The sequence below is a fragment of the Spirosoma aureum genome (assembly GCF_011604685.1).
GTDB lineage: Bacteria > Bacteroidota > Bacteroidia > Cytophagales > Spirosomataceae > Spirosoma > Spirosoma aureum.
The window spans coordinates 7,178,686-7,190,806 of the sequence record NZ_CP050063.1; the positions used below are offsets into that span (position 1 = coordinate 7,178,686).

General features: G+C 48.2%; 12 protein-coding genes. All 12 read left to right on the plus strand.

The features are described from left to right. Positions 1-64: 64 nt before the first annotated feature. On the plus strand, positions 65-1,465 hold the full coding sequence (locus G8759_RS28565) for a S41 family peptidase (RefSeq protein ID WP_167219324.1): 1,401 nt from the start codon (positions 65-67) through the stop codon (positions 1,463-1,465). Positions 1,466-1,810: 345 nt separating this feature from the next. After that, the gene (locus G8759_RS28570; protein ID WP_167216087.1) at positions 1,811-2,908 is read left to right on the plus strand and encodes a Kelch repeat-containing protein; all 1,098 of its coding nucleotides are present in this window, start codon (positions 1,811-1,813) and stop codon (positions 2,906-2,908) included. Beyond that, positions 2,895-3,260, plus strand: coding sequence for a DUF4907 domain-containing protein (locus G8759_RS28575; RefSeq protein ID WP_232073977.1), 366 nt, complete (start codon positions 2,895-2,897; stop codon positions 3,258-3,260). Before G8759_RS28570 ends, G8759_RS28575 begins: the two co-directional genes overlap by 14 nt. A 9-nt stretch (positions 3,261-3,269) precedes the next feature. Beyond that, positions 3,270-4,595, plus strand: coding sequence for a DUF4270 family protein (locus tag G8759_RS28580; RefSeq protein WP_232073978.1), 1,326 nt, complete (start codon positions 3,270-3,272; stop codon positions 4,593-4,595). Between the two features lie 375 nt (positions 4,596-4,970). Beyond that, a complete protein-coding gene (locus tag G8759_RS28585) occupies positions 4,971-5,234 on the plus strand; it encodes a hypothetical protein (RefSeq protein ID WP_167216089.1) in 264 nt (87 codons plus the stop codon). A gap of 22 nt (positions 5,235-5,256) precedes the next feature. Beyond that, the gene (locus tag G8759_RS28590) at positions 5,257-5,667 is read left to right on the plus strand and encodes a hypothetical protein (RefSeq protein WP_167216091.1); all 411 of its coding nucleotides are present in this window, start codon (positions 5,257-5,259) and stop codon (positions 5,665-5,667) included. A 258-nt stretch (positions 5,668-5,925) separates the two neighbouring features. Next, entirely contained in the window at positions 5,926-6,450 is a 525-nt protein-coding gene (locus G8759_RS28595) for a Rieske 2Fe-2S domain-containing protein (RefSeq protein WP_167216093.1), read from the plus strand. A gap of 27 nt (positions 6,451-6,477) precedes the next feature. Next, entirely contained in the window at positions 6,478-6,921 is a 444-nt protein-coding gene (locus tag G8759_RS28600; protein ID WP_167216095.1) for a thioredoxin family protein, read from the plus strand. Then, positions 6,918-7,886 carry an FAD:protein FMN transferase gene (locus tag G8759_RS28605; RefSeq protein WP_167216097.1) on the plus strand — a complete coding sequence of 323 codons (969 nt, stop codon included), beginning with the start codon at positions 6,918-6,920 and terminating at the stop codon, positions 7,884-7,886. The genes G8759_RS28600 and G8759_RS28605 overlap by 4 nt, the downstream gene beginning before the upstream one ends. An 85-nt stretch (positions 7,887-7,971) precedes the next feature. Continuing rightward, complete coding sequence (locus G8759_RS28610; RefSeq protein WP_167219326.1) at positions 7,972-8,142, plus strand: DUF4266 domain-containing protein; 171 nt, start codon at positions 7,972-7,974, stop codon at positions 8,140-8,142. A gap of 12 nt (positions 8,143-8,154) precedes the next feature. Then, positions 8,155-9,360: a DUF3570 domain-containing protein gene (locus tag G8759_RS28615; protein WP_167216099.1), complete on the plus strand. Its 1,206-nt coding sequence runs from the start codon at positions 8,155-8,157 to the stop codon at positions 9,358-9,360. A gap of 344 nt (positions 9,361-9,704) precedes the next feature. Further along, complete coding sequence (locus G8759_RS28620) at positions 9,705-12,092, plus strand: gliding motility-associated C-terminal domain-containing protein (protein WP_167216101.1); 2,388 nt, start codon at positions 9,705-9,707, stop codon at positions 12,090-12,092. Positions 12,093-12,121: the final 29 nt, after the last annotated feature.

Here is a 12,121-nt window from a genome sequence, read left to right on the forward strand (position 1 = left end):
AAAATACGGTATGACCAACGCATCTCACAATCAGCCTATCTGGCAGAAACCAATTTTGTGGCTAATGGCCGGTTTCGTGCTAACCTTATCGTCATGCAATAAGAAAGTCGACGACGTCAGTCCGCAAACCACAGGAACGACCAGTGAAAACTCAACGATTGATAACTGGATTCTGGAGAACATGCGTCAGGTGTATTACTGGAACGATAAAATTCCGGCAAATCCAGACACCACCCTGGCTCCTTCCGACTTTTTCGACTCCATCCTATACAGTTTCGATGCAACCTTACGACCCGATGGGGATCGATTTTCCTGGATTGAGGAAAATGCGACCGATCTGACAGCCGAATTAAGTGGTCAGACCAAAACAACCGGTATGGAGTTTACACTTTATCTGCGTACGTCCGGCTCCACCGATGTGATTGCCCAAGTATTGTATGTTCTACCGAACTCCCCCGCCGAACAGGCCGGGCTGAAGCGGGGTGACATCATCAGCAAAGTAAACGGTCAATCACTGTCTACTACCAATTACCAGTCACTGTTATTGGGCGATGCCACGACCTATGCGTTCGGAATGGCTCAGGTCAGTAATCAGGCGCTGGTGGATACCGACGTCACAAAAACCGTAACAACGGCTGTTTATCAGGAAAACCCGGTCTTTCTGGATTCAGTGTATACAATTGGCAGCAAAACCATTGGCTATCTGGTTTATAATCAGTTCGTACCGGCGCCAAACGGCAGCAATGGCACTGAATATGACAATCAGGTCGATGCAATTTTCAGCAAATTCAAGGCCCAGGGCGTTAATGAACTTGTTCTTGACCTGCGCTACAATCCGGGCGGTTATACGTCCTCTTCGGCGAATCTGGCCAGCCTGATTGGAAAAGGTGTCGATGCCAGCAAACTGTACTTCCGGGAAGAATGGAACGCAACCATTACACCCGAATTACAAAAAGAATACGGCAGCGATTTCTTTCTGCAAAAATTCAGTACGAAGGCACAAAACATTGGTGGCAATCTGTCGCGGGTATTTGTGCTCACAACCGACTGGACAGCCTCAGCCAGTGAACTGATTATCAACGGCCTGCGCCCTTACATGACGGTTACAACAATTGGTACGACTACGCATGGCAAGAACGTTGGTTCCATTACGATTACCGACGACACCGGCAAAATTAAGTGGGGTATGCAGCCGATTGTGTTCAAGTCCTTCAATAGCCTGGGCCAATCCGACTATGCCACCGGTTTTACACCCTCGGTTGAAGTAGAGGAACCCATCACCCTGTATCCGCTCGGCGACACCCGCGACGCTCTTTTAAATGCTGCTATCGGTCAGATAACGGGTGCGGGAGCCAGTAGCCGCCTGGGTGCTACCCAAAACCCGCTGAAAGCGCTGGGCTCATCGATCCAGCGAAAAGCCGGTGGTAGCCAGATGGTACGACCAATAAAAAACCTCAATCTGTAGATACAGACCTGTTTAACAAGCGCGCTGGCACCTCTGAATCAGAGGTGCCAGCGCGCTTGTTAAACAGGTCTTTTAGCTGTTTCGGCAAATGAAGTTTTGACTGGTCGGCAAGAATTAAGAATTTTTATGAATACCCCTCGTTAGTAAGTAAGGTCCGTTTAAAGTAATTTTGCAGAACGCATTTAAGGTTCAAGCCCGCGCGAGCTGGCCAGGAAAGACAAATTAACCACTTATACGTTAATCGTTCGTCTCGGCTAATTCCCCCGGCGGAAGCCTCAAAAGCATCGGTCTTAACTCAAATTGATATAACTTTACGGTTCAGTTCTTTCGTTTACGCTATCTTTCATGATTAATTTACCAATCCGATTTCGTTCGGCAACTGGGTTCCAGCCGAAATCTATATCCCAAACGGCTTCTCTCTCACAAGCAGATCAGGATACTAAAAATCACCGCCGGTCACAGCTCATTAACTGGGCATTAGGTCTGGTTTGCGTAGGCTGGGCCAGCGCACTTATCGGTTGCTCCAGCTCCGACACGGCATCAACACTAGGCGACTGGAGACACCGTTCCGATTTTGAAGGTGTGGCTCGTGCTTCTTCTTCCGGTTTCGTTATCGGTAATTTTGCCTACCTGGGCACGGGATACGATGCTTCCAACAATCGCCTGAAAGATTTCTGGGCGTATGATCAGACAAAAAATACATGGGTGCAACTGGCCGATTTTGGTGGAGTTGCCCGCACAAATGCTGTCGGTTTTTCGGTTGGTACCAAAGGCTATATCGGAACCGGTCTGAACGCCAACAATGACAAACTGAAAGACTTCTGGGAATACGATCAGGCAACCAACAAGTGGAAAGCCGTGGCTGATTTTGGTGGTACAGCCCGTTACGCTGCTGTCGCCTTTTCGCTTGGTAACAAAGGCTACGTGGGTACCGGTAATGATGGCAACTATTTGAAAGATATATGGTCTTTTGATCCAGCTCAAAATGCTTGGGCAAAAGTTAGCAGCTACAGCGGATCGAAGCGGGTTGGTGCCGTAGCCATTGTGCTCAACGGACTGGCTTATGTTGGAACGGGCAACAACAACGGAAGCACCCTGAGAGATTGGTATGCTTATGATCCGGCGCAGGATTTATGGGTTGAAAAAGCACAGTTTACGACCGATCAGTCGACCATTGCCCGGAGCTATGCGGTTGGATTCGCCATCAACAATCTGGGCTATATTACATCCGGTGATGCCAGCAGCACAACCGTTTGGCAATACAATCCAGCTACGGACATCTGGGCAACGCTGGGAACATTTGAAGGTTCGGGAAGAACCTACGCGATTGGCTTTGCGATCGGCGGTAAAGGGTACGTTACAACAGGTCTGAGTGGTACAGCTCGTTTTGATGACCTGTGGGAGTTCGACCCAACCATAGCACAGGACCTTGACACCAACTAAAAACATACAGCCACAGAAACGACGTTCCCGTCCAGCGCTGATCCGCAAAGGGTTGTTACTGGTAATGGCGGGCCTTGCAATCCTGACTGGCTACCTGTTCTACAGTTGGCAGCCTCACTACAAGGTTCAGGTTTTTAACACATCAAGTGGCTGGGGTTACGATATACTGGATAACGGCAAACCGTTTATTCACCAGCCTACCATACCGGGCGTACCTGGTGTGGTAGGCTTTACCAACAGTGAGCAGGCCCAACGGGTCGGTGAGCGGGTTGTCGAGAAATTACAGGAGGAACAGGCAATGCCTACTCTGACACATGACGAATTGCGCCAGTTAGGCGTAACAATTCCCTGATCTGTTTTTATGATGCGTACTTTCTGGTACGCCGGTTTGCTGTTGCTGACCGGTATTGTACTTTTCGCCTGTCAATCAGGCGATCTTAACGTGGGGCAATCGGTCATCAACCCGCAGGAGTTGTTGGTTCAATCCATTGATTCTGTTACAATTCAGACATCAACGGTGTTGAAGACCGACTCATTCCCAACGTCTCCCGACCAAAATATTCTGATTGGGCAGTGGACTGATGCAAAAACGGGTCGGTTAACGGCACGAGGAATCGCGGCACTTGACTATGCATCGAACTCCTTTACGACTCAAACGACATTGCGTTTAGATTCTTTAGTGCTTGAATTAGGCTATGCCTATACCTATGGTGATACTGCTTCAGTATTTAATATGAGTGTGTACCGCCTGAATCGGCCGTTGGCTTCTCAACTCTTTTATAATACCACGCCTGCTAGCTACGAAACGAAGCCCTTTTTACAGCAGGCAATTATACCCAGGCCGGTAACCGGTACAAGGCCCGTTCGTATGCGGATTCCGGCCGACATCGCACAGGCATTCTACGCAAAGCTTGTGAGTGGTGAAATTAACAATTCAACTACATTAGAAGAGTTTTTTCCTGGTTTTGCCTTTGTGAGTCAATCAACGGCCAATAATACATTTCTGGCGTTTGCAACGGGTTCAACAAGCGGTTTACGGCTCTATTATCACGATACGGATATTAACCAGACAGCATCAAACGTGCTGTTCCCGCTCAGCAGTCTGCATTTTACCCAATTGCAGAATGACCGCAGTGGCACAGTCTTAAGTTCGTTAAAGACCCGTTCCGATGCGGTAAACAGCCGCCAAACCGACAATACGACATCTATATCCTGGGGAGCTGGTCTGCAAACCCGCATCGAATTCCCCTTCCTGGGTGAGTTTGCGCGCCCTGACCAGTTTGTCGATCTGAACAGTGCTTTACTGGTTATAAAACCGGTTCGGCAAAGCATTCTGGATAATGCGGCTCCAGTACTAAACCTGGCTATTTATGAAGTCAACGGTCAGAATGATATTATAGCAACCGTACCGGGTACCTCATCAGGGTCAACACAAGCTATCGCCCAGTATCTCCTAAATCCATATATACCGTTACTGGATGATACGTACACCTTTGATTTGACCTATTACATTGGTCAGATCATTAAGCGGAAAATTCCGAATCGTGCGCTATTACTGACCACATATCCAAACCCACAAAACGGGACCCCTACGTTGCGGGAATTGATTCAGCGGGTAACGCTCGGTAATCAGCAACGCCAAAACGATCCGATGAAATTGCAACTGTACATGACGTCCAGTCTGTAAGCTCCCTGTCAGGCATTTCGGTCTTTGACTACAACTTTATTCAGCAGGCCAGCAAAATAGAATTTTGCTGGCCTTTATAATTCTATACATACCACTCTCTAGCTACTGACTACTCTTCCTGTTTTATAGCTATAACTTCCAGGTTGAACCCGTAAAAGCCCATTGTTTTTCTGGACACAGCAGCTCGTTTTTTTCTCTACCGATGGCTTTCTACTTGCAATGGGGTCTGCAGCCAATAGGCAGAGGTCTACCTTGGACTGACGTTAAAAGAGCTTAAAAACCGCGTTAAAAGGCCAGAAATCAAATATCAGATGCGCCAGATGTACGTTACCTTCTTAAACCGTGAGACAGCGGCCAAACTGAATAAGTCAGAAGATGCAACGTACATTCATGAAATCGGAAGTAAATCGGGCAATTCCAACACCGCAGCCAGCCCTACAGGCGCTCCTGTCGCAGTCAGAAGATGAGTTTTACGGTAGTCTCCAACGAATCTGGAATAACGTTGTGCAACTCGAAGATATGGGCATTATTCATAACGAGAACGACAAGTTTATCTATGCGTACCGGTTTGCTGAAGCCGAATTACAGCGGGCCTATTCTGAAAAAGAAGTAGTCGTTATAGCTCCCCGTAAATTTTAGTCGATTCCGCTCTTCAGTAACTATGAAAACCTACCGGAATGAGCACGTCACGGTGATTGTCGATTGTGGAGTGCACTTCATCCAGCAAACCTGGACGGGCTTACCCACCAGCGAAAGCTTCCAGAATGGCTCTCTGGCCATACTGGCTCTGGCCAGAAAACATCAGCCTAAACGGTGGCTGATTGACCTCCAGGCGCTCCGATTATTTAATCCAATTGATTTACAGTGGTTCATACAGGAATGGCTACCCCGAGCGACTCTTTATTTACCGCACAACATCCGGGTAGCCATTATTCTCAATGACCTCAATCAGTTCGGGAAGTTAGGTGCCGATATGATCCTGAGAGCCTCCGCCCGACAGAATGATACATTAGTCAGCCGCTATTTTGTTGGCAACGAAGAGGCTCACCAATGGCTGATGCTACGGGGATAAATGAGTTGAAAATAGCCGCCAATCGTAATCGCCCATGCAAGAGTTTTAGTAGACAGTCCGCTGGTTGTAAGTAGATCGTGTCGATTGCTGATCAACTGCTTTTCAGGGTTTACCATCGACCTCAGTTCTAACTCGCTCATAATAAACGATGTGTTATACGGTCTGGAAATCGCCCAGTCAATTTGAGTAATTTCTGCAACAGTTCCGAACGAGTTCGCGTATTGGTCAGTAATCTCCAGTACTTGCAGTTTATCACCTATGACTCGTTACGATTTTCTGAAATCAATAGGATTCACAGGGGCAGCGCTGATGGCCGCGCTCACATCCTGTGTCCATGAAGGAGACTCTGTCGTTAATGCATTGACGCTTACGCCAACCGGTGCCGTTACACCGCCCGTAACCACGACAGCCAGCAGTGGCTCCACAACACAACCGGTAACCAGTACAACCAGCAGCTCAACCGACCTGAGCACAATTACCAATCGTCTGTTAACCATTGACCTGACCAGTTCGACAGCTTCGGCGCTGAAGAGCATCGGTGGTTACCTGGCGCAGAGCGGAATCGTTGTGGCTCAGGTTAGCGCAGGCACCTATGTTGCTGTCACGCAAACGTGTAGCCATGAGCCGAAGAAAGCCATTATCTTCAATAAAACAGAATTCTACTGCACCCAGCATGGTGCCCGCTTTGACCTGACGGGCAAAGGCAAAAACAGCTTTGGAAGCCGTGGACTAACGGTTTATAAAGTAGCTACCGATGGCAAAACCCTTGTCGTTTACAGTTAATTATCTCCCGTTCGTAACAACATGTGTATGAAATTGCTGCTCATAACTCTTCTAACATCATTTATTCTCTCGACTACTGGCTGGCAGCTCGATTTTGAGCACGCCAAAGCTGAAGCCAGCCAAAGTCATAAGTTGATTTTGCTTAATTTTTCGGGTTCCGATTGGTGCGGCCCATGTATTAAGCTCAAAAAAGACATTTTTGAATCAGCCGCTTTTCAGGAGTTTGCGACGAATCGCTTAATACTCGTCCGAGCCGACTTCCCCCGTCTATCGAAGAATCAGTTAGAGGCCAAACAGATCGCTCATAACGAAGCACTGGCAGAAAAATACAATAGGCAGGGTAAGTTTCCGCTTACCCTGTTGCTCGACGCCAATGGAAAAGTCCTGAAAGAATGGGATGGCTATCCGCAATCGCTGACACCGTCGTCGTTTATGGAAACCATTCAGTCCCTGACACCTCCGGCCAAATGAAATCAGACAAGCGTATCCACAAACGAGTCCAGCGGCTGATGGGCAACCGCTTCGAAATCAGCGTTGTTGGTGAGGATTCAGACTGGGCCAACGCTCGAATCGATGAGGCCATTCAGGAAATCAGTCGAATTGAGGCATTGCTGACTACCTATAACGAGCGGAGTCAGACCAATCAAATCAATGCGAATGCAGGCATCAGACCCGTTCAGGTTGATGCAGAAGTATTTGCTCTGATTCAGCGCTCGCTACGGCTTTCGGAGCTAACGCAGGGTGCATTTGATATTACCTACGGGTCGATGGATAAACGGCTCTGGAATTTTGACACCAATCTGACTGCCTTACCCGACCCTAAAACAGCCCGTCGACTGGTAAGGCTCATCGACTATCGGAACGTACAACTTAATGCCGCTGATCGTAGCGTGTTCCTGAAAGAAAAAGGAATGCGTATTGGTTTTGGCGGTATTGGAAAAGGATATGCCGCCGAACGGACAAAACAGCTCCTGTGTGAACAGGGAGTCGACAGTGGTATCGTAAACGCAGCGGGTGATCTGACAACCTGGGGAAACCAGCCAACCGGCAATCCCTGGACGATCGGTATTGCTGATCCGGATGCGCACCTTCTGGCCGGAACCAGACAGGCATTTTCTTATCTGACCATCAGCAATGCGGCTGTAGCCACTTCGGGCACTTACGAAAAGTATGCTCTAATTGGCGGGAAACGGTATTCGCACACGATTGATCCCAAAACCGGCTACCCTGTATCGGGTATCAAGAGTGTAACGATCATTGCTCCAAATGCTGAACTGGCCGATGCACTCGCTACCCCGGTTATGGTAATGGGCGTTCGGGTAGGGCTCGATTTGATCAATCAAATGAAAAATATTGCCTGCGTTATTATCGACGATGCCGATGTGATTTACACCTCAAAAACTATTCGATTGCATTCACCAGACATAGTCAGCTAAAGCTATTACACTGTAAATCACCGTATCGATGACTATACGAACCTCATTCAAGGCTATTATATCGGCCAGTATCTTAGTACTGGGCATGACCTCCTGCGTTACGGTCAAAGAGTATCAGAAAAGCCGTATCAACGATGCCGAAATGGAATTATCGGCGCGCAAATCCGAGAAATTCGAACAGAACTTCTATCTCTACCGCGAAGGAGCGGCTGGGGCCAATGGAGGCAAAAGTGGCGGTGGCTGTGGCTGTAATTAATCATCGAAATTCATGAAAAAGATTTGCCTTTCCGTTGGATTACTACTCAGTCTGATGAAGTTTGGCTATGCCCAATCCAGTGAAAAACCGGCTTACGAAAAGCGAAAACTTAAAGTTGAAGAAATTAATCTGGTATCAAGCTATTACCAGCAGGACGGCAATAATTCGGCCGTTACCGGCGGCATAGGATCTGAAAAGCTAACCGATCTGGCCCAATCATTCGATCTGGTGTTGAAAACCACAGACCGCCGAAACCGGCAACATACGCTTGCATTCGATTTTAACATTGATCACTATACATCAGCCTCTTCCGACAAGATTGATCCATTAACCGTTTCGTCGGCTTCCCGAAGTGATACCCATGTTTACCCGTCCATATCCTGGAATGTCCATAACGACGAAAAGCGAACAACAAAAGGAATGTCGTTTGCCTATTCAACGGAATACGATTATAAATCCTATGGTATAAACCTGAACTGGGCTAAAGCCTCAGCGGATAACAACCGTGAAGTAAGCCTCAAAGCGGGCGCGTTTTTTGATACCTGGACAGTGATTCTGCCAGCCGAGCTGCGGCCGGATGGCTACGGTTCCGGCGCACATGGCGACACCGATCCTGTTGATCACAAGCCCCGAAACTCATACAACCTCAGCCTGTCGCTATCACAGGTGATCAATAAGCGCTTACAACTACTGTTCACTGTCGAACCGGCTGTTCAGCAGGGATTGTTGAGCACTCCGTTTCACCGCATTTACTTTAAAGACGGTTCCGAAACGGTGGAGCGATTACCCGGCTCCCGGCTAAAGTTACCTATTGGCCTACGGCTCCATTATTTTGCCGGAGACAGGGTCATTCTGCGAACATTCTATCGCTATTATATCGACGACTGGGGAATGCAGGCCCATACCATTAATCTGGAAGCCCCTATCAAGCTAACCTCGTTCGTATCGGTCAGTCCATTTTATCGGTTTAGCCACCAAACAGCCGTGCGGTATTTTGCTCCATACGGCCAGCATGCGCTAACAGATCGCTATTTTACCAGCGACTACGATATCTCGGGATTCAACAGCCAATTTCTGGGTACAGGGCTACGAATGGCCCCTCCTGGTGGTCTATTTGGTATTGGTCACTGGCAGAGCATTGAATTACGTTATGGGCATTACATCCGAAGTACAGGCATGGTGGCTAATAACATTACCCTATTAGCAAAATTGAAGTAGTTACCACAGTAGCCGGAACGGGGTCTTGCTCTTTTTGACTTGTACTAATAACAATGCCATTGGCTGACAGCCAGACTGCTTTTTTACAATAATTTGTTATAGAGCGCAACCGGTCTCGTAGCAAAATCAAAAACTAGTAGTTTGATTGTCAGATAAGTGTGTATTTTTATCTTTTAAAGATCTATATATACAGATCAAATAGAAAAGACACATTTCATGTATTCATAAAGACTGGTCTAACGGGTAGAATAAATGACCTATTCCCAATGTCGACCGGGTAGAATTCCCTAATCGTGCATAGCAGTGACGAGTAAGAGTGCAGGTGATTTTAGAGCAACTTGTTTATGCGTACATCTACTTTCCGGATTATACTTAGTCTTATGGCATTGGGGTATTCGTTTACCGCATGGGCTACTCATCAGGTGGGTGGACAGCTGGAAATGCGGGCCCTTGGCGATGTACCTGGCCACTACCGAATCATTGTAACAAACTATCTCGAAGATGGCACTCCCGGCATAGCCCGGCAGGCAAATACGGGCAATCTGGGTGTTTTCCGGAAGCGGGATAATATGCTGATGCTAACTTTTACCGTTCGCGAAACGGCAGCGCGCCAGCCCGTTATATTCAGCAATGAATACTGCGCCGAATTGCGTAACCTGAAATTTGTGGTGCTTACATACGAGGCCGATATTCAACTAACACCGTCTGCTTACTCTGACGCGGGAGGGTACTATATTTCGTATCAAACCCGCAATCGCAACGCGGGTATCAATAACATTAATGATCCATCACAAACTGGGTTTACCTTTTATCTGGAATTTCCGGCGTTACAACAGAACGGGAAAGTCTTCGATAACTCTTCACCCCGATTTGCGCCCATCAATGGCGAATACATCTGCCTCGGCGACCCTTTTACATTTCCATTTGGCGCAACCGATCCCGATAGCGACGATCTCCGCTACTCGCTCGTGACACCGCTCAATCAGAAAGGAACCGGAAATACCCAGAATGCCGTTTCGCCAGCGCCCTACCCCGACGTAAACTGGCTATCGGGTTTCAATGCCAATAATGCCATACCGGGCAGCCCGACGTTGTCAATTAATGAACAAACCGGGCAACTTTCGGTAACGGCTACTCAATTGGGGCTGTTTGTGTTTGCCGTAAAAGTTGAGGAGTACCGCAACGGTACAAAAATTGGTGAGGTCCGGCGGGATTTTCAGTTTCTGGTTATCGATTGCCCGCCTACCACAACACCCGATCCAGCCGTTCAGATCAAAAACCAGGCCCTGGGAATCCGTGATGCTACCATCTGTCGGGGCGATTCGGCGGTTATTCAGGCCACCGCTAATTCAAACTGGAATTACCAGTGGCGCCGGGATGGAATTAATCTGGCTAATGCAACCGGCACATCGATAACGGTGCGGGATGCAGGCGAATATACCCTTGTTGTTTCGCAGAAAGCAGCCTGTAGCAAAACGGGAAATTCAGAGAGCGTAATTATCACTGTGGCTGGAGCCGATGGCAAACTAAACTCAACCGGGCATTTGTGCGCTACGACTGGCTCAGTCCGAATGCAGGTTGCAGGAAGCATGGATGTCACGTACCAATGGTATAAAAATGGGCAATCTCTTTCTGGTCAAACTACCGACTCAATGGTAATAAGTCAGCCCGGTAAATACTGGACCGTGCTGACTCTGCAACCATTAGGATGTATTTCACGGACCGATACGCTTTCTATTGAGCGTTCACCAGCGGTGCAGGCTGTCCTACAATCGGCAACCGGTTCCCACCGGCTCTGTCCACAGGAATCACTGGCCTTAGTGGGCAGTGGCGGTGTTAGTTATAGCTGGCAAAAAGACGGGCAGATTCTTACGGGTACAACCGACCCAAACTACAAAGCAATAGCCGCTGGTGTTTATAGCCTCACGGCAACGGACACCTACGGCTGCACAGGCGTATCGGCTAACTTTGTGGTTGAACAGATTCCACCTATAACCGTCAGGCTGGATACGATTCCGGATATGTGCGGCACCAATGTACCTGTAGTTACCCTACAGGGTAGCCCACCGGGTGGAGAATATAACGGGCCAGGTGTAACCGAAGCCGCATTTGATGCCCGAACGGCGGGCGTTGGTGAACATATCGTAACCTACACCGTAAAAGCAGCGCCTGAATGTACCGGTATTGTAGCCAGCCGCATGGCTGTTGTGGCACCCATCCCAACAATCCAGCTCATCGACTCGCTCATTACCTATAAAGGGAATACATTCAATCTCAACCCGGTTTACACCGGAAATCCAAACCAGTTCCAATGGGTTTCGTCTACCTATCTGGATAACGATACTACTGCCAATCCGACCATAACGGCTATTCAGGATGATATAACGTATACAATCGATGTTAAAAACAAGAGTGGCTGCGAGGCAAAAGACACCATTCACATCACCGTTTATGAACGTGTTTACGTGCCCGACGCCTTCACGCCCAACGGCGATGGTATGAACGACTTTTTACGCTTACCCGGTATTGAAGCCTTTCCTGATGCTGTAGTAACCATTTTCAACCGCTGGGGCGAAGTAGTCTATTTGTCCAGAAATGGCTATGCGACGCCGTTCGATGGTACGTTTAATGGCGGTGAGTTACCTACGGGTGTTTATCCATACAGTCTGCGACCCATTCCTGGTAAGCCGCCGATTCAGGGCCGTTTGGTGCTTATACGGGACCATCCCTGATGATAGAGCAGGCGTATTACTCCTAACCT

Excerpts from the sequence above, each read along its gene's own strand:
- G8759_RS28595 (WP_167216093.1), top strand. The coding sequence starts at position 5,926 with ATGACTCGTTACGATTTTCTGAAATCAATAGGATTCACAGGGGCAGCG.
- G8759_RS28580 (WP_232073978.1), top strand. The coding sequence starts at position 3,270 with ATGATGCGTACTTTCTGGTACGCCGGTTTGCTGTTGCTGACCGGTATT.
- G8759_RS28620 (WP_167216101.1), top strand. The coding sequence starts at position 9,705 with ATGCGTACATCTACTTTCCGGATTATACTTAGTCTTATGGCATTGGGG.
- G8759_RS28600 (WP_167216095.1), top strand. The coding sequence starts at position 6,478 with ATGAAATTGCTGCTCATAACTCTTCTAACATCATTTATTCTCTCGACT.
- G8759_RS28615 (WP_167216099.1), top strand. The coding sequence starts at position 8,155 with ATGAAAAAGATTTGCCTTTCCGTTGGATTACTACTCAGTCTGATGAAG.
- G8759_RS28570 (WP_167216087.1), top strand. The coding sequence starts at position 1,811 with ATGATTAATTTACCAATCCGATTTCGTTCGGCAACTGGGTTCCAGCCG.
- G8759_RS28590 (WP_167216091.1), top strand. The coding sequence starts at position 5,257 with ATGAAAACCTACCGGAATGAGCACGTCACGGTGATTGTCGATTGTGGA.
- G8759_RS28605 (WP_167216097.1), top strand. The coding sequence starts at position 6,918 with ATGAAATCAGACAAGCGTATCCACAAACGAGTCCAGCGGCTGATGGGC.
- G8759_RS28565 (WP_167219324.1), top strand. The coding sequence starts at position 65 with ATGGCCGGTTTCGTGCTAACCTTATCGTCATGCAATAAGAAAGTCGAC.
- G8759_RS28610 (WP_167219326.1), top strand. The coding sequence starts at position 7,972 with ATGACCTCCTGCGTTACGGTCAAAGAGTATCAGAAAAGCCGTATCAAC.
- G8759_RS28585 (WP_167216089.1), top strand. The coding sequence starts at position 4,971 with ATGCAACGTACATTCATGAAATCGGAAGTAAATCGGGCAATTCCAACA.